The following is a 25060-nucleotide window of genomic DNA, read 5'->3' as shown; positions in this document are numbered from 1 at the left end:
CCTTAGGCGAGCCGTTCCGCGATGAGCTTATCCGCTGACCCTCGACCGGCTCCCGTCACCAGCAAGGCTGCGGCCAATCCGATCACCAGCAGGTGATACTCGTATCCTTCGCCCTGCTGCTGTCCGGACCAATTCATAAAAAAGCCGACCGGCAGGTGCACCGTCACAATAGCCCCAAGCATGCTCACGATGAAGCTGGCAGCCGTGAATCTCGTCAATAGACCGGCCAATAACCCCAAGCTGCCGAAAAACTCCCCCATGATGACGAGAAACCCGATGATCCAGGGTAGTCCCATTTTTTGAGTAAAATATCCCATGGTGCCATCGAATCCGACCCCGCCGAACATTCCCAGCAACTTTTGAGCGCCATGGGGAAGCATCACCAGCCCCAGGGTCAGCCGCAAAATCGCACCGGCCCAGCTATCATCAGTCGAAAAAAGCGCCTTCATGGAACCCCTCCTGGTTGAAGTCACCAAACGTCCTCGATTTCAACTCGGGGACGCGGCGGCCCCCAGGCTGCCTGCACCCCACTATAATAGTTCTAGTTAGGACAAAGTCAAGAGCAAATATCTCCCTCGCGCATACCTCTCCGGGGTTTGTCCATGGACCAACCTTTACGTTACGCGAGCGCAAGAGAAGCCTCCCCGAAGGAACACCCTGCCAGCAAGAAGGGGCATCTGGCCGAACCAGGGGGCAAGGCCTCTCACGAGATTCAACTCGGCAGGAAGAGACGGCGCACCGGCCAATCAGGAAGTGGGAATCCGCTATTTCCGGCTCTTGATCGCCCGTTCGACTTCGCGGCCAGCCTCACGAGCCTTGATGGACTCGCGGCGATCGTACTGCTTTTTCCCTTTGGCGAGGGCCAGCTCCACCTTCGCGTGGCCGCGTTTGGAAAAGTAGATGCGCAGAGGGACGAGGGTCAGACCCTTGAGCTGGGTTTTCCCGATCAGTTTGTTGATTTCCTTGCGATGCAGCAGGAGCTTCCGCTTTCGGAGCGGATCATGGTTCATCAGGTTGCCGTGCGAGTAGGGGCTAATGTGGCAGTGATTCAGGTACACCTCACCGTCATCGACCGACGCATAACTGTCCTGGAGGTTCACACGGCCCTCGCGCAGCGACTTCACCTCGGTTCCACGGAGGATGACGCCGGCCTCGAACTTCTCCTCGATAAAGTAGTCATGGTAGGCCTTCCGGTTGGTGGCCACCACTTGGTACTGATCGTCTTTATCCTGCGTCTTGGTCATGTTGAAGCGGCGACTGCTGTTTCACCCACCCGCATTTTGATATGATGCCGCCATGCGAGGACACAGCCGGCTTGATTCCTTCGGCACCATTCTAGCAGGTGTCGCCCATCGGTTGGGCCTGGAGAGCAAACTCTTTGAGGCACGCCTGCGACGCCATTGGCCCGACATCGTGGGCGAACCGATCGCGACCCACACGCGCCCCGACCAAATCCGATTCAAAAAACTCCACGTCTATGTCCAGAACTCCGTGTGGCTGCAGCAACTGACTTTTCTTAAGCCGGTGCTGCTGGACAAGGTGAACGGGATGGCCGGGGACACGCTGGTGACTGACATCGTGCTGCGCATTGGGGAGTTTTCTGCGGAGCGGGTAACAAGCCCGCCGGCCGGAGCCCTCGAAGCCACTCCATCCCAGCCGAGCGCCGAATTGGTGCGGGAAGCCACGCTCCACACGCAGGCCATTCAGGATCCGGCCCTCCGGGAACAACTCGCGGCCGTCATGGTGCAGGCGTTGTCTGTGACGCCTGACGCTTCGCGACGGATCCCTTGAACAACTGCCGCGAATACGCTGCGGTGGCCGCGCTGTCTTTGCCTTTCGGAACCGGCCCGATACGGCCTTCCTCCTCCTGCTCGTCCAGCCGGTAGGAGCCACGTACCGATCCCTCAAATCCGTCCCGCACCGCCGGGTCCTCGCCCGTCACATACCTGTGCAGGATTTCCGGTTCCGTCCACCCCTCGTCGGTGAAGATATAAATCGCAATGTGCTGGTAGCGGCCTTTGGGATCGTCCGGAGTCGTCGGCTGGATTTTCATGCTGCCGAAATTCCGGGTTTCCGCCGCAACCTTCCGGAATCGCTCGATCAACGTTTCGATCTCAGTATCGCTGGTCCAGGAGGGTACGTGCACCGCGACGATCGCGCGCTCCTGAGACCCGATGCTGTAAGGAGGAATGGACCGATCCGGCCGGCTGAGAAACATGCCGCCCCAGATCAGGGCAAAAGAGCTGAACAGGACGCCCAGCGCCAATTTCACAACCGTATCCAGCGGACGCTTACCGGAAGGCCTCGCGGGAACCCCGCCCGGCGGCGGATTCTGGTGGTTCATAACCATGGTGAGGGCCGCCTGATTCCCCCGCCGGTCACGGAATCACGACTCGCCCTCTTCGGGCACCCCTTCTTCGCGTTCGACCAACCGCACCACGGCGACCACGCGATCCTCATCACCATCCATATCCAGCAGACGCACCCCTTGCGTGTTGCGCCCGATTTCACGGATGTCGTCCACCTTGCAGCGCAGCACTTTGCCCTGCGCCGCCATCAGCATGATTTCATCTTCGTCCCGAACCTGGAGGAATCCGACGGCCGCGCCGTTCCGCTCCGTGGTCTTGACGCTGATGATGCCTTTGCCACCGCGGCCCTGCACGCGATACTCGTTCACCGGCGTGCGCTTCCCGTAACCGCCTTCGGTGACGGTGAGAATCGCCGTGGTGGAATCGGGTGTGATGGTTTCCATGCCGATGACTTCATCGCCTGGCTCGAGGGTAATCCCGCGCACGCCGTGAGCCGTGCGCCCCATGGCACGCACATCTTCCTCCTTGAAGCGGATGGTGATGCCCTGCTTCGTGCCTAACAGAATCTCGCGCTGGCCGTCGGTGAGATCCACGCCGATCAATTTATCACCCGCATCGAGCGACAGTGCGATGATGCCGCCCTGGCGCGGATTGCTGTAGGCCGATAGTTCCGTCTTCTTGATGACGCCCTGCTTCGTGCCCATGATGACAAACCGATCGGCGCGATACTCTTTCACCGGCAGGGTTGCCGTGACCTTTTCGTCTTTGGAGAGGGCCAACAGATTGACCAGCGCCTTGCCTTTGGCGGCCCGGCTTGCTTCGGGAATTTCGTGCACCTTGAGCCAATAGACCTTGCCCGCGTCGGTAAAGAACAGCAGGGCGTCGTGCGTGGAGGCCGTGAAGAGGGTTTCGACAAAATCCTCTTCCTTGATCCCCATGGCAATCTTGCCTTTGCCGCCCCGCCGTTGCGCGCGATAGAGCGTGACCGCGTTCCGCTTGATGTACCCGGCATGGGAGATCGTCACGACGACTTCCTCTTCGGCAATCAGGTCTTCGAGCGTCAACTCCGCTTCTTCTTTGACAATCTTCGTGCGGCGTTCGTCCTGATACTTCTCTTTGATCTCCGTCAGTTCATCGCGGATGATCTTGCGCACCAACGCTTCACTGCCGAGGACTGAGCGCAGGTATTCAATCGTCTTCAGCACTTCACGATACTCTTCCACCAACTTGTCGCGCTCCAGTTGCGTGAGCCGCTGGAGACGCATGTCGAGAATGGCATTGGCCTGGATTTCAGACAATCGGAACTGCTGCATCAGGCCCGCGCGCGCCACGTCTGGCGATTGCGAACGCCGGATGAGGGCAATGACGGCATCCAGATTGTCCAGGGCGATCTTGAGCCCTTCGAGGATATGGGCGCGTTCCTCTGCCTTGCGCAAATCGTACGCCGTGCGCCGCACGACCACTTCGCGCCGGTGCTCGACAAAAGCCTCCAGAATCCGCTTGAGGTTCAGCACCTCGGGCCGGTTGTTGACGAGCGCCAGCATGTTGACGCCAAAGGTCGTCTGCAGCTGACTGTGTTTATACAAATTGTTCAACACCACGAGCGGAATCTCATTGCGCTTCAGCTCGATGACCACCCGGACTCCTTCGCGATCGGACTCGTCCCGGATATCGGAAATGCCCGTCACGCGGTCTTCCTGCGCCAGGTCGGCAATTTTCTCGATCAGCTTCGACTTGTTCACCTGGTACGGAATTTCGGTAATGATCAACCGCTCGCGATCGGTGCGTTCGTCCGTCTCGATGGCGACCTTGGCCCGGACCGTGAGCAGCCCGCGCCCCGTTTCATAGGCATCCTTAATGCCGGACGTGCCGTAGATGAATCCGGCGGTGGGAAAATCCGGCCCGGGGATTTTTTTCATCAGCTGCGCAATCGTCACGTCGGGATTCTCCAACAGCAAGAGCAATCCTTCGATGACTTCGCCCAGATTATGCGTCGGAATGTTCGTCGCATAGCCGACGGCAATGCCGCCCGCTCCGTTGACCAGCAGATTCGGCACCCGGGAGGGCAAGACCAGCGGCTCGACACGCGACTCGTCGTAGTTGGGACCGAAATCGACCGTTTCCTTTTCAATATCCGCCAGCAACTCTTCGGCCAGCTTGGTCAATCGGGCTTCGGTGTACCGCATGGCCGCCGCCGCGTCGCCGTCCATCGACCCGTAGTTGCCCTGGCCGTCCACCAGCATGTAGCGCATGTTGAAGTTCTGCGCCATGCGCACCAGGGTGTCGTAAATCGCCGAGTCGCCATGGGGATGGTAATTACCCATGATCTCGCCCACGATTTTCGCCGACTTGCGGTAGGGCCGATTGGCGGCCAGCCCCATCTCGTTCATACCGTGCAAAATGCGACGGTGGACCGGCTTCAAGCCGTCCCGCACGTCGGGCAGCGCGCGTCCGACGATCACGCTCATCGCGTAGTCGAGATACGACGAACGCATCTCGTCTTCGATCGCAATTTGACCTAAGCGTTCATCTGGCGGCATCTACCCTCCATGGATGCTGAAAATGTCCCTCGGCTTCGTTCTCGGCTCGAGAAGGTCCTCAACGTACCCCTGAGGGTACGCCTCCGGTCCTCTCTCGCCTGCGGCCTTGCCGAAGCGCCATTTTAAGCATCCTACGAATTCACAGAACCAAGTTGTCGTCTTCGCGATCAGGACCGGCTATACGTCCAGGTTCCTGACTTCCAACGCATGTTGCTGAATGAAATTGCGCCGAGGTTCCACTTCGTCGCCCATCAGAATCGTGAAAATCTCATCCACTCCAGTCATGTCTTCCAGGTTGACTCGCAGCAAGGTCCGCTTCTCGGGGTCCATGGTGGTTTCCCAGAGCTGGCCCGGATTCATTTCGCCGAGACCTTTATACCGTTGAATGTTCAAGCCCTGTTTGCCTTCCTCCAGGATGGCCTGTACCAGCTCGGCTGAACCATTCTTGAGGACCTCGGCCTCCTTGATCCTGATCTTGTACGGAGGTTTACCCAGCCCAATGGCCGACGGGGCCTGTTTTTGCAACTCGCGGAAGTCCGCCGATCCGACCAGCTCGTGCGTCACCTGCAACTCATAGGCGATGCCGCCCGTGGCGACTTTGCACACCAGTTTGCTCGATTGATGTTCTTCGTCCTCAAGAATATCGATCGTCGGCTCCGCCTTCGGGTAGACCAATGCCAGTGTGGCCTTCACCCGATCAACGACCGTCCGCAGCGACGCCGGATCCTTCAAGACTTCTCGCGTCAACGCCGGTTCATCAACAAACGCCCGCAGCATGTTGGCTTCATGGTGCTTCTTGTTGACCTTATGCAAAAGACTTTCGAAGGCGATCAGCTTTTTGAGGATCGGCAGCAATCGGCGACCTGTGACGAATTCCCGGCCATTCTCGAGAGCGACTTCCACCCCCTCGACGGCGAGATCCGCGAGATATTCGTTCATCGCCGGCTCATCCTTGAGATACCGTTCGGTCTTGCCTTTCTTTACTTTAAAGAGGGGAGGCTGCGCGATGTAGATGTAGCCCCGCTCCAACAGCTCCGGCATTTGACGGAAGAAGAAGGTGAGCAGCAGCGTGCGGATGTGACTGCCGTCCACGTCGGCGTCGGTCATGAGCACGATCTTGTGATACCGCGTCCGCGCAATGTCGAACGCGTCCTTGTCCGGTTTGTCGGAGTCTTCTTTCTTTCGGCCGATACCTGTGCCAAGCGCCAGAATCAGGGTGCGGATTTCGTCGCTGCTGAGCATCTTGTCGAAGCGAGCTTTTTCGACATTGAGAATTTTTCCCTTGAGCGGAAGGATGGCCTGGAACTTCCGGTCACGGCCCTGCTTGGCCGAGCCGCCGGCGGAATCTCCCTCGACGATGAATAACTCGCTTAAGGCCGGATCTTTTTCAGAGCAATCGGCCAGCTTGCCTGGCAGGGATCCGCCATCCAGCGCGCTTTTTCGCCGTATGAGGTCTTTCGCTTTCCGCGCGGCTTCGCGGGCGCGCGCGGCATCAATGGCTTTGCCGATGATCTTGCGGGCAACGGGGGGATTCTCTTCGAAGTAGGTGCCGAGCGCATCGTTCACCGCGGCTTCGACGATGCCCTTCACTTCGCTATTGCCGAGTTTCGCCTTGGTCTGTCCCTCGAATTGCGGGTTCCGCACCTTCACGCTGACGACCGCGGTCAATCCTTCCCGCACATCGTCGCCGCTCAGCGATTCCGTATCCTTCTTCAAGAGATCATTGGTGTTGGCGTAACTATTGATCGTGCGCGTCAACGCCGCTTTGAATCCCACCAGATGGGTACCGCCCTCTTTGGTGTTGATGTTGTTCGCGAAGGAAAAGAGGTTCTCGGCGTACCCGTCGTTGTATTGCAACGCAATTTCTAGAATGAGGTCCGCCCGTTCCGTCTGCACGTAAATCGGCTTATGCAGCGGAGTCTTGGCTTCGTTGAGGTGATCGACGAAGGAGACAATGCCGCCCTTGTAATGGAAGACCTGTTCCTTTTCCTTGCGATCGTCCTTGAGGGTGATCGCCAATCCTTTGTTGAGGAAAGCCAGCTCCCGGAGCCGCTGCGCCAGGACATCGAAGCTGAATTCCAGGGTTTCGAATATCTGGCCGTCAGGCTTGAAGCGCACCTTCGTGCCGCGGCGTTTGGTTTTACCCGTGACAGCCAGCGGCGCCTGGGGTTTCCCACGCTCGTAGCGTTGCTCGAACACCTGGCCGTCCTGCCAGATTTCCAGCTCCAGCCATTCCGATAGAGCGTTGACGACCGAGATGCCGACACCATGCAAGCCACCGGACACCGTATAGGCGCCCTGCTCGAATTTCCCGCCCGCATGCAGGACGGTGAGGGCCACTTCCGCAGCGGATTTTTTTTGCGTGGAGTGCATCCCGGTGGGAATACCGCGTCCGTTATCCACGACCGTCACGCTGCCGTCGATGTGGATCGTGACGTCGATCGCTTCCCCGAAGCCGGCCATGTGTTCGTCGACGCTGTTGTCCACGACTTCGTAGACGAGATGGTGCAACCCGTCGACGCCCGTGCTGCCGATGTACATCGCAGGTCGTTTACGGACGGCGTCGAGGCCTTCGAGCACTTTGATTTGGTCCGCGCTGTAACTGTCTGATTTCGGCTTGGCAGAATTGTCCTGCTGGTCGTCCTTGGCCATTCAGCTCCTTGGTCGATGCGTTCAGTCTTCAGCCATCAGCTCACAGCATGGGACGATCTGCCGATCGCGGCACGCTGACTGCTGATCGCTCGTTTCAGATCTTGATCGGCATCACGACGCATTTGAATCCCGGGCTCTCGGCCTCCTGAATCAGGCAGGGGCTCAAGGCCGTGTCCATCTGCAACGAGACCGATTCTCCGTCCATGACGCTGAGGGCGTCCAACAGGTATCGGGCGTTAAAGCCGGTATGAAGCGCCTCACCCTCGTAACGAGCCGCCAATTCCTCCGTGGCTTCCCCATAATCCGGGTTACTGGAGAACAGCGTCATGCCGCCCGGGGCGAATGACACCTTGACCGCGTTGGCCTTGTCCTTGGACAACACCGACACGCGCCGCAAGGCGCTCTCCAACAGGCCTCGATTGACCGCAATGCGCTTGCCGCTTTCCTTCGGCACCACCTGCTGGTAATTGGGATAATTCCCCTCCATGAGGCGGGACGTCAGAAGCAGGCCGCTCTTGCGGAAAATCATAAGATTCTTGGTGAACCCGATCAGCGGCTCTTCGTCGCCGCCTTCTTCGAGGAGGCGCCGCATTTCCTGAGCCGCTTTCTTGGGGATGATCGCCTTGATGTCCTGCGCCAGCGGCTTCGCATTCGGGCTCCCGACTTCCCGCTCCGCCACGGCCAGACGATGACCGTCGGTGCCGACGAGGCGCAACAGCGTCGTCTTCTTTTCGGTGGTCGTCAAACTGACGAGCAGGCCGTTCAGGATATAGCGGGCGTCGTTGTCGCCGGCGGCAAACAGGGTTTTGCGAATCAACTCCAGCAGGCCTGCCCCGGCCAGCGGCGTCAGTCCCTCCCGTTCGATCGAGGGCAGCGCGGGATAATCGCCGCTCGGAAGACCGACCACCTTGAATTGGCTTTTACCGAATTGGATTGTCGTCCAATTGTTGTCTCCTGAAGTGAGCTCAATCTCGCCGCTCGGCAGTTCCTTGATGATCTCGTACAACTTGCGCGCCGAAATGGTCACGCCTCCGGCCTCCAGCACCGTGGCTTTGTACAACCCGCGCATGCCGATCTCGAGATCGGTCGCGACGATCTCGGCCCCGTCGTGCTTCGCTTCCAGCAGAATGTTCGAGAGGATCGGCATGGTGTTCCGTTTTTCCACGACACCCTGCACGCGCTGCAGTCCCGTCAACAATTCCTCTCGTGCGATGCGTACCTTCATGGTCGGTCTCCTCAGAGGGCGCTCACGCCCTCAAGATCTTTTCTTTCAAGCCTTCCAGCGTCGTGTGCAAGGCGCCGTCGGCCTCTCTGGCTTTCGTGATCTGCCGGCAGGCGTGAATGATCGTCGTGTGATCCTTCCCTCCGAACTGGCGGCCGATCTCCGGAAATGAGGCATCGGTGAGTTCCCGGCAGAGATACATGGCGATCTGGCGGGGATGCACCAGCGTTTTACTCCGCCGGCGCGATTTCAAGTCGGCAATTTTCACATGATATTTCGATCCCACTGCCTCCTGGATATCCTCGATGGAGACGATCTTCTTCTTGTCGCCGATGAGATCGCGCAAGACGTTCTTCGCCATCTCCAGCGTGATCGCCTGCCCTGTGAGCGAGGAATAGGCGCCGACTCGCACCAGAGAGCCCTCCAACTCACGGATGTTGTTCTTCATCGTGGTCGCCAGAAAATGGATCACGTCTTCAGGCAGGGTAATCCGCTCATCCTCGGATTTTTTGCGCAAGATGGCGATCCGCGTCTCGACGTCCGGCGGCTGCAGATCGGCGATGAGCCCCCATTCAAACCGCGAACGAAGCCGCTCTTCAATATCCGGCATGTCCTTCGGAAAACGATCACTGGAGAGGACGATCTGTTTATGAGCTTCATAGAGCGTGTTGAAGGTGTGAAAAAATTCTTCCTGCGTCCGTTCCTTGCCCGCCAAAAACTGAATGTCGTCGATCATTAACATATCGACGTTGCGGTACCGCTTCCGCAGGTCGACCATCTTGTCGTACCGGATGGAATTGATGACCTCATTGGTAAACTGTTCCGTCGTCAGGTAGGCGATCCGCAAATCACTGCGTTCGGCCAAATAGTTCCCGATGGCATTCAGGAGGTGGGTTTTCCCCAATCCCACGCCGCCGTACAGAAATAACGGGTTGTAGGCTTTCGCCGGTTGCTCGGCCACGGCCATACAAGCTGCATGGGCAAACTGGTTTCCGGCGCCGACGACAAAACTCTTGAACGTATATTTCGGATTCAGCTGAATGCCGCGCTTCGATCGCGAGGCTACGAACCCGCGCCCGGCTGTATCCGGCGCAGACTGATCGGGCTGTGCCTGGGCGGGGACTTGCTTATGGTTGACCACGAACGAGACATCCATCCGTCCGCCGCCCTGGGCGGCCGACACCGCTTCCGCCAGCAGATCGTGATAATGCTCTCCCAACCAGTCGCCAAAAAACTTGTTTGGAACGGCGAGATAGGCCGTCGTTTCTTCAATCCGATCAAGCACGACCGGAGTGAACCAGGTTTCATACACCTGTTTCGGCACCTTCTCTTGAATATACACCAACGCGTCATTCCACATCTGATTCATCTTAGTAATTCAATCACTTACGAATGTTCACAGGCTTATGCACAGGTGTGGACAAATACATAGTCCCGCGCGATTTTATTGATGCTGCGCTGAGAATGTTTCCGGCATTCCTGTGGACATCCACCCATCGCCACTTTCATCGCGCCGCCTCATGCACAGGTCCCCTCACGTTATCCCTGAAAGCCCCCTGCCTTATACACCATCTCATCAACATGGGCCAGGATCTTCCATCGTCACTACCCGCGCCCCTCCCCACGTTCATCCACAGAACCCACATCTCCTACTCCGACTCCGACGCCTCCTGATCTTCTCTTTACTTGAAAGATATATAAGAGAAGAGCTTCCGGATTACAGCACAATGGTCGAGTGATGCTCGGCAATCAACGCAACAAGTTCCCGATAGGAAATATTTTTTCCGGAACCCTCTTGAATCGGCGCACCGGATTGCTGATGGAGAATATAGACAGGACCGGGAAATGGCGGTGGCGTCGATACAGCAGCTTCCAACAGAACGAGAGAAACCCGATCGGAAAGCTGAGTCTCGGCGGCTGAGGGTAACAGTGACTCGGCCGGGTCCGAAATCGGCCGACGAAGGAGATACAGTGTCTTATGCTCAGGCATACAAACTCACTATTGTTAAAACACTAAGACCCGGTCCGCAGACGCCATGGCCTGTCGGGCGGATTCCAATGTTCCAACGGTAACGGCAAATCCCTTCTGAATGTCAGGCCGCGGTCCTGAAGAGTAGACCAGCATAAATGGAATCTGGAGATGCTCAAACGAGGGGAGATATTTTTCGAGGATTTCCAGATCCACAATCTCATCTGACTCTTCAGCTAAGAGATGAACCGCAGATCCCATCAGAATGACCGTGATCGGATTTTCACCCGCAGCCAATCCCAAGGCAATGCGAAGGGCCTCGACCGGAACAGCGGATGTCAGGGGATCCTCACGAATCATCAGCACGATGGAAGCAGTCGCGGCCACAATTGAATCCTTTGAGGAACTATCAGGTGAAGGCCAGGAATCGGTCGCAGCCGTTGACGATGTTCGAGAGTACGACTAACCCGCAGAGGGAGATCCGTGGATCGAGCTGATCCGTCGACACTCCATGTTGCTGACACCCGTAGGCGCAGACGAACAGCTTCATGCCGCGACCGACGAGTTCGGCATAGCGGGGGTCGCGAAGATTTTTCACCCCGTGATCGATGCAATACAGATAGACATCGGCACCCTGGCTGATCGCTTCGGACGATAACGCGGCCACCGTCACGACGCTGGGATGTGATGGGGGTGTGGATAAGAGGAAACCGACCTTCAAGGCGCCCATAAAGACTTGCCTGTGGAAAAACTTTAGTAGTGCTTAATAATCAATAGTTTATATATTTAAACTTGCAAGCGGAGCGTACGAATTTTGGGAAGGAAAGTCAACTGGAAAAAGGAGTGGAATGACCGTTGAGAAGCCGCTCTCGAAACACGGCAACAAGGTCTGGGATGGAGACATCTTCCTGGGCTTTCGTCTGCATATTGCGCACAGTAGCCGTGCCTTTTGCCACCTCGTCATCGCCGAGGAGAATGGTGTAGCGAGCTCCCAGGCGATCAGCTTGCCTGAGATGAGCCTTGAGTGAAGCGGAGCGAAAATCCATGTCTGCCGACAGACCCGCCCGGCGCAGCTCATCCAGAAGTACGAAGCCGGCATCTGCAGCCTGGGTGCCGAAGGCCGCGACATAGACTCGCGGGATGGCGGGTACGACGAACGTCTCGGGCAACATCAATGCAATCCGTTCAAGGCCGACGGCAAACCCGACCGCCGGCACCGCGGCACCCCCGAGCTGTTCGACAAGACCATCATATCGACCGCCAGCACCAACCGCGTTTTGCGCCCCTAAATGCGAACAGGTGACCTCGAACGCCGTGAGGCAATAATAATCGAGGCCACGGACGAGGCGAGCGTTTACATGAAAGGGAATACCCACGGCCTGGAGGCCAGCCGTCACCCGTTCAAAATGATCGCGCGCCTCCGGTGACAGGGAATCGGCCAGCTGTGGCGCTTCCTCCGTGGCAGCGCGGCATTCGGGTACCTTGCAGTCCAACACCCGCAACGGATTCGCCTCGATCCGGCGTTGGCAGTTCCCGCAGAGACGGCTTTCCACACCCTTCAGAAACGCCACGAGCAACGGTTTATAGCGGGTCCGGTCCTCGGCATACCCGAGGTTATTGATTTCCAGGGTCAACCCCGGCAGCGTGAGGTCTGAAAGAAATCTCCACAGAAGCGACAGGACTTCGACATCGGCCCGCGGATCGGACACCCCGAAGGATTCCACCCCGAACTGATGGAACTGCCGCAGCCGCCCGGCCTGTGGCCGCTCGTGGCGGAACATGGGACCGGCATAACAATATTTTTGCGGCCTGGGATCGGCCGCCCGGTTATGTTCGATGAATGCGCGAACCGTCCCGGCCGTTCCTTCCGGCCGTAAGGTCAGGGAGGAACCGTCCCGATCCGCGAAGGTGTACATTTCTTTTTCGACGATGTCCGTCGTTGCCCCGATGCTGCGCGCAAACAACGTCGTGGTCTCGAAGATCGGGACGCGAATTTCCTGAAATCCGTAATTGAACGCCCAGCGCCGCGCGGTATCCTCAATGAATCGCCAACGAGGGGACTCTTCCGGAAGGAGATCTTTAACGCCTTTGATGGCCTTAATCATGGCTCTGGTAGTGGGCTCGCGGTTATTCGAGCGGGACTATAACGGCGGGCTCGCGGGCAAGTCAACGCGGCCGGCGGCTCAATCGCGTGATGCGTGATGAGTATCGGGCTCAGAAATGGGTCGTCACAGCAATCGGTCATCGATGGCGGAGGCCATTGGTGAATAACCGCTCCTCGTCCGAAAACAGGAACCGTTGTGATGAGAGACGACGCGGTTGCACCGTTTCCGCCGCGGGCGTATAGTGCCCTCCTTGTTTAAAACGGCGGTGCGCCGCCGAGATTTCGCGCGTTCGATTCAGAAGCCGCTCAGTCCGATAGTTCAAGCCTATGACGACTCCAGCCCGCCGCGTCATCGCCCTGGCTCCGATGCCACCGGAGAAGTCCGCCTATGCCCTGGCCCGGTATAGCCGGTCTCCGGACTCAATCGAAGACAGCATCAAGTGGGTGCACGGCCATTCCTCCGAGAAATTCTGGGAACAGTTTTATTTCGATTACGGGCATGGTTCGATTGCGGACCTGGGCCATGTCATTATTTGCTTCGAACAGATTTCCGAACTCGCCGCCATTCGTCTGGAAGACGAACCGGTGTGGGACGGGCAGGCCAAGTCGAGCCGGTATCAGAATTTCGCCTCGACCAGTTGGTATGTCCCTGGCACGATCAGCGGACAGGAGACGGAGGGAAGCTATCTAGGCATTTTGCGAGGGCTTCAGACGGTCTATCGCGCCCTGCACGACCCCTTGAGGCAATTCCTCACCGAACGTGAGCCTCGACCGGAGAGCATGACCCCCGCCGCCTATCAACGGGCCATCACCGCGCGAGCCTTCGATGTCACCCGTTACCTCCTGCCGCTGGCGGCGCAGACGAATGTGGGGCAGGTTGTCAGCATTCGGACGCTCGAAAAGCAGATCACGCGCCTCTTGTCCTCGCAGATACCGGAATTGCGCCAAGTGGGAGAAGAGTTGCAGGACGCCTGTCGAAAGCCGCCGGTGAATCTGTGGGGTGAACTGTGCGGTCAGGCGGCCGGGTTAGGCGAGCCGATGGCTCCCACTCTGGCGCGGTATGCGAAACCGAATGTCTATCAAGCCGAAGTGTACAGTGACCTGGCCCGCTACGCGAAGGAGGTGCTGAAGGGCACAGGGTTGGATCAACCCGCCGCGTATGGAGCCGCGGAGCCAGTGGATTTGATTGAGCCTCACGACCCGCTGGATGAAGTGGTGACGACGCTGCTCTATCGAGCATCCCAGGCCCCGTATCGAAACATTCTCGCCGTCGTCCGGGACTGGACCGAAAAACAAAAGCAGGACACGCTGGAAGTCGCATTTCAGAAACGCGGACCGTACGATGAATTGATCAAGGAATTCCGCAGCGGATATGCCTTTATCTTTGACGTTATGATGGATATCGGCGGGTGGCGCGACATGCACCGGCACCGCCGCTGCCAGCAGGTGCAACAGAATTTCACCACGGTGCATGGATTCGACACGCCGCCTATCCTGGCTGAAGCCGGGCTCGAACAGGAATATCGAGAGGCGATGGGGCATGTGAAATCGGACATCGAAAGGTTGAAGAAGGCCAGCCAGGAAGCCGCGCTCTACGCCATTCCGTTCGGATTCTCCGTACGCTGCCTGTTCAAGATGGACTATGCCGAAGCGGAATACATCGCGAAATTACGATCCGGGGTGAAGGGGCACTGGTCCTATCGCACCATCGCCTGGCTGATGAAAGAAAAAATCGCCGCCCGGTATCCAATCCTCGGCGCACGCATGCAGGCGACTCCGCCGGATGTGCAGGATGCGTTGACGCGCTGACCGGTATCGAGCCATCCCATGAATCAGCCTATCAATCAGATCGAAACGGCCCTCCTTGCGGGCGACTGGGACCGGTTGGGGTATGAAGCCGGGGCCTGGATCCGTGCGATCGAAGCGGCCGACGAAAAAGACCCTCGGCCCTATTTCGCGTTGAATGTGACACACCTGATTCGCGGTGAATTTGCCGACGCCTGGCGGGTCCATGCCCATGCCATGCAGGAAGCGGATGACATCGAACGGGTGGGGGAATGGGTGCACACCCTCCTGAAGCAGCATCCTGACAATGCGTACCTGAACCTGGTGCAGGGGATGTTTCTAGCGCAGTCCGGCCAGTCGGAACAATCAGTCGTGTTCTACAAAGAAGCTGTCCGGCTTGCCCCGCAATCCGCCTATCCCCATTATTTTCTGGCCCAGATCCACGAGCGGGCGGAGCATCTGGAAATGGCGATCAAGGAATATCGGGAGGCGGTGAAACTCGATCCGACCTTCGCCGCGGCCCGGACAAACCTCGGCGTCGCCTATCAGGAACAGGGCCGGCTCGAAATGGCCATCCCTCAATATCGCGAAGTGATTAAGCTGAATCCGAACGATGGCGTGGCCCATGCCAATCTCGGCTGCGCGCTGGCGGAGCAGGGAAAGTTCGAACCGGCGCTCCAGGCCTACAAGGAAGCGCTGCGTCTCAATCCGAACGATGCGGAAATTCACTTCGCGTTGGGAGGGGTCTACGAAACCAAAGGCCGCATGGATCTCGCCGTCAAAGAGTATCGCGCGGCCACGGAAGCGAACCCGGAACTCGCTCCGGCTCACACCGCGCTTGGCTGGTTGTTGATGGAGCAATCCCGCCCCACCGAGGCGATGGATGCCTTCAACCGCGCCGTGAAAGCCAATCCCGAGGAAGCGCAGGCGCTCTACGGCATCGGCAGAATCTATGCTGCCAAGGGGAAACGGGAAAGTGCCGCCGAAAACTTCTCCAAAGCCATCCGCTTCGAAAAAGATCCTGCCAAGAAGAACGCCATCATGAACGCCCTCTTCGCCAGCGGTCAGACGGGGGATTGAGGACCCAGTGGAGAAGTTCCCAGAGAGTTAGCGGTACGCATTGACAAAGACGTCTAGACGTCATATCGTATGCACCTCCCTATGACAATGCTAACCAGGCGACGACCAGGTGAAGTGCGAGACGCGATCTTTTCTGTCCTTTCTGCCTCGCCAGGTGGCGCTTCTGTTCAGACTATCGAGCGCCAGGTCATGGAGCTGATAGGGTCTGCAGCCGGTTCTAGCGTGCGGTCGTATTTGCGTTTGAATACGCCGACCGTTTTCGTTCGCACAGCGCGTGCACATTATGCTCTCAGATCGACTCACGGACATCAAATCTCTCGTGAAGCGCCAGCCCTATACCAAACACATCGCAGTTATACATTCGGTCGATCAAGCGTCGTTCATGCTGACTGTCTAGATTGGCTCAAGCAGCAGCAGCCGAACTCGGTCCATGCCGTGGTTACTGATCCCCCGTATGGCCTGTTCGAATACAGCATTGACCAGCAGAATAAACTAAGGGCTAGAAAGGGGGGGGTGTGGCGTATCCCTCCGTCCTTTGACGGAACTCAGCGTTCCCCTCTCCCCCGTTTTACGGTTCTCTCGACTCACGACCTGCGTAATCTCGAGTCATTTTTCTTTGACTGGGCCAAGGTACTAATACCGGTCCTTGTACCAGGGGCAAATGTGATTGTTGCTTCGAATCCTCTACTATCCTACTTGGTATCGGGGGCTCTGGCGCGGGCTGGTTTGGAACGCCGAGGTGAGATCGTTCGATTAGTGATGACAATGCGCGGAGGGGACAGACCAAAAGCTGCTCACGAGGAGTTTTCAGATATCAGTGTCATGCCGCGATCCATGTGGGAGCCCTGGCTTCTGTTTCGAAAGCCGCTGGAAGGGCGAGTTCAGGATAACCTCAGAAAATGGGGAACAGGAGGATTCCGTCGTCCCTCCCAAGACAAGCCATTTGGAGATGTCATCCCTTCATCGCCTACGAACAAATTAGAGCGAGTGCTGGCTCCCCACCCAAGCTTAAAACCTCAGCAGTTCCTTCGCACCTTGGTTAGAGGAGTCCTGCCTTTGGGTAAAGGCGTCATACTCGACCCTTTCTGTGGTGCGGCGTCCACCATCGCGGCGGCTGAAACGGTGGGATATGAAAGTGTGGGGATCGAGAAGGATCTGCTCTATTTTGAAATGGCCCGCAAGTCTCTACCCAAACTGGTTGCGTTCAAAAATGACGCCAACTATTCCTTGAGTTTGTAGATCCAGTTTTGTCTCAACTTTTCGATTCCGTTTTTATGGAGGGTGGCGGTCCGAGTTCCCAGCTCCCCACGCGAGTTTTTTCTGAAATCGTTTAGAGTAACCTTTCCCAAATATAATTCAGTAAAGGTCATCGGTCTCCTATCCCTCGCAGGCTCGGTCTCACAATCGACCGCATAGACGAACACACACATCCATTGATTGCGCGCACCGTGGGTGTCCACGGCGCCGCCCGATTTGCGGGTGGTCTTTATCTCCACTCCCTCTGTCCCGGCCTTTACCTTGTTCCCCGCATATACCCCATTCACCACCAGATCAGGATGGCCGTTATGAAAGAGATTCACGGTGAGAGTGCGAGAATGTTTCGCGAGAGTGGCGGTCAACATATCCGAGAGAAGACCGGACATAATGGCTGGCCGCAGCATATCGTCCAACCGTAGGAGCCCCCGCTCCACCAAGCCTTGATTAATATCGTAGAAGAAATCATAGATATCCTGCATCGCCAAATCAAAGTCCTTGAGGCGAAGCTCAAATGGAAGCGTTGCGTTACGGTTAAAGAACTCGGGATTGATCTGATTGCGACGTAAAGGCATGGGGGAAGATCTGACGGTGTCGAAAGTCTAACGACAATCCTCTCTAGCGTCAAACTTTACCAGCATGGATATTTTCTGGACTCCCCGATTGCTCAAACAGGTGCCCAGCGAGGCCGCAGGCGAGGAAAACACCGGAGGTGTACCCTCTTGGTACGGTGAGGATTTTTCGAGCCGAGAACGAAGGTGGTCGCCTGTTTCAGCAACCGGTTTAGAGCTCTCGAATCGCGCCCTGCAGGACGGTCATCTGAGTCATGGGGTCGCCGGAGGCTTGGAGTTCCGTGCGGATCTGTTCTTTAAGGTAGTTGGTATAGCCGATCTTGTCGATGAGCAAGTCGAGAAAACGTTCGGAGGACAACAGGCTTTGCGCCTTGAGCTCGTCGAGGGTCTCGTCGCTCACCGGCACATAGCTGGTGCCGATATGGAAAATGATGTTGTAGTGGCGATCGCGCCCGAGCCGTTCAAACCGTAATCCCTTCACGCGCCGTCCTTCCTCTTACAAGCCAACGGGGGCATATTGTAGACAATCACCGGTGAGAAGACAAGGTCGGTCTCGGCCTTTGCGGGCTCACCAGTCGCGGGTTCCCGGTGATCCGGTCAGGGTTTGGCGCTCTTCTTTCCGAAATAGTCACGCCGGCTGACGGACACATCAGACACGAACATGACCCCTGAGTGGCGGTCGAACAACGGGCGTAATCCGGCCAATACCGGTTCCACCTTTTCTTCCGGCACCACCGCCATGATCATCACCAGGCTTTCCTGCTCGCTGAACATGAAGTGCGCTTCGCGGACGCCATGGTGCCCTTTCCCGGAGATGTTGCCGATGATCGTGTACCCGGTCGCCTCGACCTTGTCCAACAATTCCGTCACGAACGGCCGGTGTTCTCCGGACACGATGACGCGGATTTCTTTCATGGGATGCAACGTGAGTGCGGCCATGTCTCGACTCCTTTGATAGTGATCGTCGCTTGCGACATCGAGCGTTTACCCAGCCTGTGAGGTCTCGCTGGGATGCTGGACCCTTCGCCATACGCCGGACGGCATGTAGCGGTACCAGGTGCCGTCCTCAGGGTCCAACGCGGCCAGATGGACCCACTCGTTGTGATAGAAATGTTGCAGGATTTCATGCCGCGCGATAAGTTTTTCGATCCGCGAGCGCGAGGCTTCCACCAGCGTCATCAAGCGCATCGGCTCATGGTAGGGCAGCTCACCGTTCATGACGGTTTGCCAGGCCAGGCCGAGGCGAAGATCGCTCCAGGGGCCGGACATGATCCCGACGCGGCCGACGACGTTGTGATAGATCTTGCTCCCGCTTCCGTACACATCATTATCCACCGCTGAGAAATAATGCTCCATGTTGATCCATTGCGCCACCACTTGCGGGGCGGTGAGGAGCACTTCGAGCCAGCGATCCGTCGGGTCTTCCCGATGGTCGTAGGATTGCAGAAAAATGCGCCCGGAAAGATTCAGCCCCTTCGTCAACTCCCGCCGGCCGATGATGAAGGCGGTGTTGCCGGACAGGCCCCATTCGGGCCGCACCTGACTCCAGTCCGCGCTTCGCGCAGCCACGTGCCCCGACGCCTTGTCGAAGGGCAGGACGGCGCCGACCTCGGGAAATCTTGCACAGCGCTCCTGGCTGGTGAGCTGGGCCGCTTCCCGCAAATCATCATAGAGGCGGGCCACATCTTTACGGTGGGTCGGGGGCGCGTCTTCGAGATCGAACAGCTGCACCTCATCGGTTGTGGTATCGACCTGTCCGGCAAGGAAGTGCGTATCCGGCGGAATGATAATGCCGCGTTTCGCCAGCCGTTCGCGCACCGGGGCGCGATTGGCCATGGCCGCCAGGACCCGCGCATTCGGTTTGCCTTCGTTTCCGCCGCAGGCGCCGCAGTCCAACGCCGACTCGAACGGATTGTTTTCCGTCGTGCTGCCGTGCGCGCAGAAGAGCACGAGCCGGGCAAAATTGCGCACCAAGCCCATCATGCGCAAGGCCGTTTCGAGGGTCAGGACCTGCTCCTCGAGGGTAAACCCGGTGCGGGTGATGCGTTCTTTCTGGCGCGACGCCGCGCGCCGGTTGATCCGGTAGTGCCGACGCAGTTCGTCCAAAAAGGTGGTCAATTGTTCGCTCGACACATCGACCGCCCGGGCGGCTTCGCTGAGGAACGGTTCGACGGGCGCATCCTCGTCGAGGGCCCGCCGCCGCAGCGCTTCGACAAATTCGGCCTCCACTCGCGAGCCATGCAGGCCGAGCCGATCGCGCAGGGCTTTCCAGATCAGCGCGCGTTGTTCGGAGACCACCATTTCTTCGGTTTCAGCCGGCGCCAGCTTGTCGACGGTTAAAATAGTGGCGATCGGCGGGACAAACAGCCGGCGGATCCAGCCGGTCAGGCGTTTGTACAGAGCCGGCAGGAAGGTCTTGCCCATCATGGGAAGGACGTAAAACCAGCCGAGCGATTCGACCATCACATACGGTGTGACGACGTTTTCTTTCAAGTCGTGCAGCAGCGTGTGACCGGCGTGGACCAGTTTGGCCCGGGACTGGTGTTTGGACACGTAATGGTCCAGGTAGCTGCGGGGGATTTCGCGGACTTCGTTCTTGGCGCGCATGATCACCGGAAACTGTTCGGTTTCATGCTCCTTGCCCCATGCGCGATATCGAATGAGGGCGGCGAAAAATCCCGCGAAGCCGTAGGTCTCGTTGGCGCCCGTCGATTCCAAATGACGGCGGAACGGCTCGGATCGCACATCGATGCAAAAGACCGATTGCGAATGGGGGCGGACTGGCGGTTGACCGTCGGGCGCCGCGGGTTGCGGTTTGGTCGGCGCGCGCCGCAGCATGCCGAACAGATGCTCCTGATAGCCCGCCTCAAACGCTTTCAGCCAGACCGGGCCATGCGCCGATTCGGGAAACGCGGCCATCCAGTCCAGAAGCTGGCGAAGGGGGGCCGGTGGCGCGTCCATCAGCAGGGTCGGCACGATCTCAAGCGCTTGGGCGAGCGCGAGCAGGCGTCGGGCCATCGCCCGCTGCGCGGCCCGTTCCCGGCGCGGGCCGAAGTCTATCTGATAGTGGTGGGTCAGTCGCTCCCATGCGCGGGACTGAGTGGCCCTGTTCTGTTGATCAGCCAATTGCGCATGCAGGCGCGCGACCCGGTCGGCATAGGGAGCCGGCAGGCGGCCGGCGACCCATTCCTTCCGCATGAAATACGCGGAAGGCTGCTGGTCCATAAATCGCAACACCGCGCGATAGTTTCCCTCGATGCCCAATTCCTCCCGGCACACTTTCTCGACGAGTTCGCGCACATACCAGAGACGCACGGCGAGAAATTTCACCAGGCCGACGGGGTACGCCTGCTGCCAGGCATAGTCGTTTTCTTCGGCCCTCCATTTGATGAAGCCCGTCCAACCGGGAAGCGCTGCCAGCTGAAGGCCGAGATAGTCCTGCCGGAACTCTGCGGGAATTGCCAAGGCCTCGAGACAATCCAGGACCACGTCTTCCGGATGTTCGGGCAGCGCCGCAATTTTGCGGCGGCTGTCGGCAATGCCGCAGGTCGTCCATTCATTGGCGGCCACCTGCTTCCAGGCTGCATACAACCCCTGGCGTCGTCCCGGCATCGACCAGGTGGCGTGGCCTTCGTCCAGAAAGGCTTCGCACCATTTGATCAGTTCGCTGTTGATCTGATCACCGATCCTGGCGCCCACTGTCCGGTCGCACCAGGTCGATAAGGTGAGGTCCCGTCCTAACGCGGCTACATCGTCGCGAACCGTCGCGGCCATCTGTTCCTGCACGGTTGGCATGGCAAAGGCGACCAGGCGTTCGGCCAGGACGTCCACCTGTTCCTCGTTCGGTTCACGTTCCATGAGCCGGTCAATCGGTTCCTCGGCCGTCCGGGACAGGCCATGGGTCAGGCAGGCACGCATGACCTCACGCCGTGAAATGCGGCAGGAGCCCAGGTCGACTTCTTCATCCTTCGCGAGCAACGCCAACGCGTCATCGATGTGGCGGACCAGAATCCGACCGGTCTTGACGTATCGCCGATACAGGTCGCCGGGAAGATATCCATTCCCTCCCAAGAACTGCTGGCCGCGGCGGACCGTCTCGGTAAACGGCAGATACTCGAGGCTGTGCAGGGGATTGTGGTGCACGAAGGTTCGCATGGGCCAATACTGCGCGATGACTTCGCTGGCGAGCCGAATCATGCCCCGCAATTCCATGCGGCGGGTTTCGAGATCGGTCGAGTCGCCGGGGCGCATCATCGGGTCCATGACGCACCTTTCATGGCGACGGCAGCCGGAGGACTGGCCGCAGGAGACTCGAACAGCCGGGACGGGGCCGTCCCCAGGATCAGGAGCAACAGCAACAGCAGGAGCAGGGAGACAAATTCCGTGTGCCGCAAATCCTCGTGCCGCACGTCCAGGCGCGGCTGGCCGAACACGACCTGTTGAATGAGATCGGTGTAGTACCAGGACGCGGTGAGCCAGACGAGCATGATAACGGCGAACGGTCCGGACGGCGTAAATGCGGGCGTGAGGAACATTCCCAAGAAGCCGGAAAACACGCCGAACGGCGGCATGCCCAGAGCGGCAAGCGCCAGCAGCGCCAGCAAGGTGCTGAAACGGGGCATGGGATAGGCGAGGCCGCCGAGTGCCCGGAAATCGATGTCCCCATACCGCGCGCGGATGGCGTACCAGGCCATCAGGAGTCCGCTGGTGGTGAGTCCCACGGCGCTGAGATAGACCATGGCTTGGACCGGCGCGGTTCCCGTGTCGGCAATGTACCACCAGAGCATACAAAAGAAGGCCAACGCGGCATAGCCGAGTCGAGGCAGCGGATGCGGCTGAATCAAGGCCCGCAGCGAACCATACAGGGCGCCCGCCAGCGCCAGAATGGCCACCGTGTGGAGCGCCGTCGTCGAGAGAGATGGGAGCAGCAGATACAGAGTATGGAATCCGACCGTTGGCAGTAACAGGGCCAGGAATGCGGGAAGATTGCCCGGCAATCCGCTCAGTGCCGCCACGAATCCGCTGTGCAGGGGCAACAGAGGCAGAAGCGTCGCGCAGGTGACCAGCGACGCGATCGTCGAAGCCGGGGTCGGCAGCACGAACGCCATCAGGGTGGAGATGATGCCCAGACCGAACGAGGACAGGCCTCGCCACGTCGCCGGGGCGGAGGCCGGTTGATGACGATAGAGTAAGCCGCAGAGGATACCGAGGAACAGGACAAGCAAGAGGTCGTGCGGGGCCGCGTGACTCGTGAGCATGCCCAGCGCCACACCGAGCAGGATCAGGGTCATGAGCCAGGCTGAACTGTGATCCCGGTGCAGCGGCTGCCCGAGCAGCGTGAGGAACGCTGTGGCCGGAAGCAGACACAGCCAGGACATCGCCGCCGCCGGTTCACTCTGCACGAGAGATGTGCCCATGACGGAGAGCAGGCTCGCTCCCGTCGTCATCAGGGCTGCCGTTTTCATCCGCTGGAGGGAGGCCCTCATCAGCAGGCCGAGGCTCGCGCCCAACACAGGAATGGCCAGAAGGAGCCAGGGTGTCATCCAGGCTGCTGTCACAACCGGACTCCGATGACGGCCGCAGAAACGCGGCGAGAGATGGACTGCCTGAGTTTCGTCACGAGAGCCGTTTCTCCAGGTGATGCGCGACCTGTGTCACGACGCGGCCGATGTTGAGATAGAGCTGATCCAGGTAGAGCCGGTTCATGAACAAGACATACAGGCGCACGAGGAAGGCCTCGATCCACCCGGGAATGGTGATGGTGCGTCCGTGGGCATGGGCATACAAATAGACCCAACTCAGAATCGTCAACAACGTCGTGCCGATGACCAGACTGTCGAACAGCCGTCCCGGCAGCGCGGCGGCCTTGAAGTATGAGGCCACCTCTTCAGGATGCGGGTACAGAAAATGGGTGAAGCTTTCGACTGCGAAGAGATAGGTGAAGACGACGATGACCAGCGTCACCAGCATGGCGGCGGACACCTTCCAGGAGGCCACCGCGCGAATGCGCGTCAACGAGAGGATGGCCTGCGAAGAGGTGACCCAGATGAAGAACAGGAAGATCACCGTGCCTTGTGATTCGAGCAACGGAATGCGCAGCACGCCGTGTGTGACCAATAGAATGACCAAGGGCAGCAGCAAGGTCGTCAAAAACCCGGTGGACCAGGTCAGGTTGGAGAATTCGCGTTCTTCCGTCTCGCGGTCGACCGGCGGGAACGAAGGTTCCTGGCGGGCCTTATGGATCACGTTGCCGCAGTTCAGGAACACCGTCCCCTTGAACAGGCCGTGCGCGATGAGATGGAAGACGGCGAGGGAAAACGCGCCGAGCCCGCACTCCATGATCATGTAGCCCATCTGCCCGATAGTGGAAAACCCCAGGGTCTTCTTGATGTCGTTCTGCGTCAGCATCATGGTGGCGCCGAGGATCGCCGTGAGCATGCCGATGACGAAGACGACATGCAGTGTCGTCGGGCTCAGGCCGTATAACGGGGCGAGCCGGTTCAGCAGGAACCCTCCGGCGTTGATGATCCCGGCATGCAGCAGCGCATGGATCGGGGTCGGCGCGTACAGCGATCGCGGAAGCCAGGTGTGGATCGGGAATTGTGCCGATTTTCCCATTGCGCCGCCGAAAATGAGCAGGGTCACCGCGGTGACGCCGTTCATGTCCCAACCGAGCGCCGGCCAGATCGACAAGGTCACCGGCGTCTCCGCGGCGCGTGTGAACAGCGTCTGAAACTCGAACGTCCCGTACAGCGAATAGGCCAGGACAATGCCCGCGAGGAAGGCGGCATCGCTGAGCCGTAAGGTCGTAAACGTATTGGACGCGCCGGACAGCGTTGCCGCGTGCCCGTGATTGTGCGCCAAGAGAAACAACAGCCAAGAGAGAATCTGCCAGAAAATGAACAGCATCACCAGATTGGCGCTGGAGACCATGCAGAGCAGGATGGTCGTCGTGATGCCAAGCATGCCCAGATACCGGCGATACCCGCGGTCCTGATATAGGTAGCCCATCGAATACCGGTAGATGAGGGTGGTCACACCCGTGATCAGGACCATCATGACGGCGCTGAGCCGGTCGATGTAGACGCCGATCGGGAAGGCGAGATTGGCAATGGCGGCCGGATCATACAATTGGAACATGATCGGGCCTTCCGAAGTCACCATGACCAGAATGATGAGGGAGCCGAGGAAGGACGCCGCGATCGGGAAGAGGCCGGATCGGGCGTTCTGTTCCTGGTCCGCTCGATCGCCGGTCATCACGATGAAGGCCGTGAGTAACGGCAACAGCGGGACGATGGCTAAAAAGGACATGCGAACCCCATGCTGGCCATGAAAAGAAAAAGGCCAGCCGACGGTCCTTGAAACAAGGAACCAACGACTGGCCTGCACTGTCCCCGGCTTTTCCCTGGAAGGAAACACCGGCAAGACCCTACTGCCTGTCTGATGACATCAATGGAGTGGGTCCGGGCCGCGCACGATCACGGCCTGTCGTCGGCACCACCGAAAAACTGGGTAAGATGTATCTGTGGAACCCACGAAATTGCAAGCGAAAAGTCCGGGCGTTCGGGCTGAC

Annotated in this window: 21 protein-coding genes; 4 read left to right on the top strand and 17 right to left on the bottom strand. The window is 58.7% G+C overall.

Annotated elements, in window-relative coordinates; all coding sequences use genetic code 11:
- Window positions 1-2 precede the first annotated feature (2 nt).
- The gene (locus GDA65_03530) at window positions 3-449 is read right to left on the bottom strand and encodes a DoxX family membrane protein (protein ID MBA5861772.1); all 447 of its coding nucleotides are present in this window, start codon (window positions 447-449) and stop codon (window positions 3-5) included.
- A 315-nt stretch (window positions 450-764) separates the two neighbouring features.
- Window positions 765-1244: an SsrA-binding protein SmpB gene (gene smpB, locus GDA65_03525; GenBank protein ID MBA5861771.1), complete on the bottom strand. Its 480-nt coding sequence runs from the start codon at window positions 1242-1244 to the stop codon at window positions 765-767.
- A 52-nt stretch (window positions 1245-1296) separates the two neighbouring features.
- On the opposite strand from smpB, the gene GDA65_03520 reads away from it, so the two are divergent.
- Entirely contained in the window at window positions 1297-1791 is a 495-nt protein-coding gene (locus GDA65_03520; protein ID MBA5861770.1) for a DUF721 domain-containing protein, read from the top strand.
- Here the strand turns inward: GDA65_03520 and GDA65_03515 are convergent.
- From GDA65_03515 to GDA65_03475, 9 genes are all read right to left on the bottom strand, one after another.
- Window positions 1739-2350, bottom strand: coding sequence for a hypothetical protein (locus tag GDA65_03515; protein MBA5861769.1), 612 nt, complete (start codon window positions 2348-2350; stop codon window positions 1739-1741). The two genes, GDA65_03520 and GDA65_03515, sit on opposite strands and share 53 nt — an antisense overlap.
- A gap of 36 nt (window positions 2351-2386) precedes the next feature.
- On the bottom strand, window positions 2387-4849 hold the full coding sequence (gene gyrA, locus GDA65_03510) for a DNA gyrase subunit A (GenBank protein ID MBA5861768.1): 2463 nt from the start codon (window positions 4847-4849) through the stop codon (window positions 2387-2389).
- Between the two features lie 177 nt (window positions 4850-5026).
- Window positions 5027-7501, bottom strand: coding sequence for a DNA topoisomerase (ATP-hydrolyzing) subunit B (gene gyrB, locus GDA65_03505; GenBank protein ID MBA5861767.1), 2475 nt, complete (start codon window positions 7499-7501; stop codon window positions 5027-5029).
- 94 nt (window positions 7502-7595) lie between these two features.
- Complete coding sequence (gene dnaN / locus GDA65_03500) at window positions 7596-8726, bottom strand: DNA polymerase III subunit beta (GenBank protein ID MBA5861766.1); 1131 nt, start codon at window positions 8724-8726, stop codon at window positions 7596-7598.
- A 22-nt stretch (window positions 8727-8748) separates the two neighbouring features.
- Window positions 8749-10083 carry a chromosomal replication initiator protein DnaA gene (gene dnaA, locus GDA65_03495; protein ID MBA5861765.1) on the bottom strand — a complete coding sequence of 445 codons (1335 nt, stop codon included), beginning with the start codon at window positions 10081-10083 and terminating at the stop codon, window positions 8749-8751.
- 357 nt (window positions 10084-10440) lie between these two features.
- Complete coding sequence (locus GDA65_03490; protein ID MBA5861764.1) at window positions 10441-10713, bottom strand: hypothetical protein; 273 nt, start codon at window positions 10711-10713, stop codon at window positions 10441-10443.
- A gap of 15 nt (window positions 10714-10728) precedes the next feature.
- The gene (locus tag GDA65_03485) at window positions 10729-11079 is read right to left on the bottom strand and encodes a hypothetical protein (GenBank protein ID MBA5861763.1); all 351 of its coding nucleotides are present in this window, start codon (window positions 11077-11079) and stop codon (window positions 10729-10731) included.
- 22 nt (window positions 11080-11101) lie between these two features.
- The gene (locus GDA65_03480) at window positions 11102-11422 is read right to left on the bottom strand and encodes a hypothetical protein (GenBank protein MBA5861762.1); all 321 of its coding nucleotides are present in this window, start codon (window positions 11420-11422) and stop codon (window positions 11102-11104) included.
- Window positions 11423-11519: 97 nt separating this feature from the next.
- A complete protein-coding gene (locus GDA65_03475) occupies window positions 11520-12797 on the bottom strand; it encodes a histidine--tRNA ligase (GenBank protein ID MBA5861761.1) in 1278 nt (425 codons plus the stop codon).
- A gap of 326 nt (window positions 12798-13123) precedes the next feature.
- Between GDA65_03475 and GDA65_03470 the strand changes: the two genes are divergently transcribed.
- The 3 genes from GDA65_03470 to GDA65_03460 all read left to right on the top strand — a co-directional run bounded on the left by GDA65_03470 (window position 13124) and on the right by GDA65_03460 (window position 16900).
- Window positions 13124-14605, top strand: a complete 1482-nt coding sequence (locus tag GDA65_03470; GenBank protein MBA5861760.1) for an alternative thymidylate synthase-like protein — start codon at window positions 13124-13126, stop codon at window positions 14603-14605.
- Window positions 14606-14623: 18 nt separating this feature from the next.
- Complete coding sequence (locus GDA65_03465) at window positions 14624-15661, top strand: tetratricopeptide repeat protein (GenBank protein ID MBA5861759.1); 1038 nt, start codon at window positions 14624-14626, stop codon at window positions 15659-15661.
- 87 nt (window positions 15662-15748) lie between these two features.
- Window positions 15749-16900: a site-specific DNA-methyltransferase gene (locus GDA65_03460; GenBank protein ID MBA5861758.1), complete on the top strand. Its 1152-nt coding sequence runs from the start codon at window positions 15749-15751 to the stop codon at window positions 16898-16900.
- Here the strand turns inward: GDA65_03460 and GDA65_03455 are convergent.
- The 6 genes from GDA65_03455 to GDA65_03430 all read right to left on the bottom strand — a co-directional run bounded on the left by GDA65_03455 (window position 16882) and on the right by GDA65_03430 (window position 24798).
- The gene (locus GDA65_03455; GenBank protein MBA5861757.1) at window positions 16882-17490 is read right to left on the bottom strand and encodes a hypothetical protein; all 609 of its coding nucleotides are present in this window, start codon (window positions 17488-17490) and stop codon (window positions 16882-16884) included. The genes GDA65_03460 and GDA65_03455 overlap by 19 nt on opposite strands.
- A gap of 208 nt (window positions 17491-17698) precedes the next feature.
- Window positions 17699-17968: a hypothetical protein gene (locus tag GDA65_03450; GenBank protein ID MBA5861756.1), complete on the bottom strand. Its 270-nt coding sequence runs from the start codon at window positions 17966-17968 to the stop codon at window positions 17699-17701.
- A gap of 116 nt (window positions 17969-18084) precedes the next feature.
- On the bottom strand, window positions 18085-18426 hold the full coding sequence (locus GDA65_03445) for a P-II family nitrogen regulator (protein MBA5861755.1): 342 nt from the start codon (window positions 18424-18426) through the stop codon (window positions 18085-18087).
- Between the two features lie 45 nt (window positions 18427-18471).
- Complete coding sequence (locus GDA65_03440) at window positions 18472-21750, bottom strand: DUF2309 family protein (protein ID MBA5861754.1); 3279 nt, start codon at window positions 21748-21750, stop codon at window positions 18472-18474.
- The gene (locus tag GDA65_03435) at window positions 21738-23030 is read right to left on the bottom strand and encodes a hypothetical protein (GenBank protein ID MBA5861753.1); all 1293 of its coding nucleotides are present in this window, start codon (window positions 23028-23030) and stop codon (window positions 21738-21740) included. The genes GDA65_03440 and GDA65_03435 overlap by 13 nt, the downstream gene beginning before the upstream one ends.
- 73 nt (window positions 23031-23103) lie before the next feature.
- Window positions 23104-24798 (bottom strand): NADH-quinone oxidoreductase subunit L, encoded by a 1695-nt coding sequence (locus GDA65_03430; GenBank protein MBA5861752.1) that lies wholly within the window; start codon window positions 24796-24798, stop codon window positions 23104-23106.
- Window positions 24799-25060: the final 262 nt, after the last annotated feature.

The sequence above is a fragment of the Nitrospira sp. CR1.1 genome (assembly GCA_014055465.1).
Lineage (GTDB): Bacteria > Nitrospirota > Nitrospiria > Nitrospirales > Nitrospiraceae > Nitrospira_A.
Note: the sequence above shows the minus strand (reverse complement) of the source record. Positions and strands in the feature narration are given on the sequence as shown.

Bases quoted from the DNA above. Each gene is read 5' to 3' on its own strand.
- GDA65_03530 (MBA5861772.1), bottom strand. From the start codon at position 449: ATGAAGGCGCTTTTTTCGACTGATGATAGCTGGGCCGGTGCGATTTTG.
- smpB (MBA5861771.1), bottom strand. From the start codon at position 1,244: ATGACCAAGACGCAGGATAAAGACGATCAGTACCAAGTGGTGGCCACC.
- GDA65_03520 (MBA5861770.1), top strand. From the start codon at position 1,297: ATGCGAGGACACAGCCGGCTTGATTCCTTCGGCACCATTCTAGCAGGT.
- GDA65_03515 (MBA5861769.1), bottom strand. From the start codon at position 2,350: ATGGTTATGAACCACCAGAATCCGCCGCCGGGCGGGGTTCCCGCGAGG.
- gyrA (MBA5861768.1), bottom strand. From the start codon at position 4,849: ATGCCGCCAGATGAACGCTTAGGTCAAATTGCGATCGAAGACGAGATG.
- gyrB (MBA5861767.1), bottom strand. From the start codon at position 7,501: ATGGCCAAGGACGACCAGCAGGACAATTCTGCCAAGCCGAAATCAGAC.
- dnaN (MBA5861766.1), bottom strand. From the start codon at position 8,726: ATGAAGGTACGCATCGCACGAGAGGAATTGTTGACGGGACTGCAGCGC.
- dnaA (MBA5861765.1), bottom strand. From the start codon at position 10,083: ATGTGGAATGACGCGTTGGTGTATATTCAAGAGAAGGTGCCGAAACAG.
- GDA65_03490 (MBA5861764.1), bottom strand. From the start codon at position 10,713: ATGCCTGAGCATAAGACACTGTATCTCCTTCGTCGGCCGATTTCGGAC.
- GDA65_03480 (MBA5861762.1), bottom strand. From the start codon at position 11,422: ATGGGCGCCTTGAAGGTCGGTTTCCTCTTATCCACACCCCCATCACAT.
- GDA65_03475 (MBA5861761.1), bottom strand. From the start codon at position 12,797: ATGATTAAGGCCATCAAAGGCGTTAAAGATCTCCTTCCGGAAGAGTCC.
- GDA65_03470 (MBA5861760.1), top strand. From the start codon at position 13,124: ATGACGACTCCAGCCCGCCGCGTCATCGCCCTGGCTCCGATGCCACCG.
- GDA65_03465 (MBA5861759.1), top strand. From the start codon at position 14,624: ATGAATCAGCCTATCAATCAGATCGAAACGGCCCTCCTTGCGGGCGAC.
- GDA65_03460 (MBA5861758.1), top strand. From the start codon at position 15,749: ATGCTAACCAGGCGACGACCAGGTGAAGTGCGAGACGCGATCTTTTCT.
- GDA65_03455 (MBA5861757.1), bottom strand. From the start codon at position 17,490: ATGCCTTTACGTCGCAATCAGATCAATCCCGAGTTCTTTAACCGTAAC.
- GDA65_03445 (MBA5861755.1), bottom strand. From the start codon at position 18,426: ATGGCCGCACTCACGTTGCATCCCATGAAAGAAATCCGCGTCATCGTG.
- GDA65_03440 (MBA5861754.1), bottom strand. From the start codon at position 21,750: ATGGACCCGATGATGCGCCCCGGCGACTCGACCGATCTCGAAACCCGC.
- GDA65_03435 (MBA5861753.1), bottom strand. From the start codon at position 23,030: ATGACACCCTGGCTCCTTCTGGCCATTCCTGTGTTGGGCGCGAGCCTC.
- GDA65_03430 (MBA5861752.1), bottom strand. From the start codon at position 24,798: ATGTCCTTTTTAGCCATCGTCCCGCTGTTGCCGTTACTCACGGCCTTC.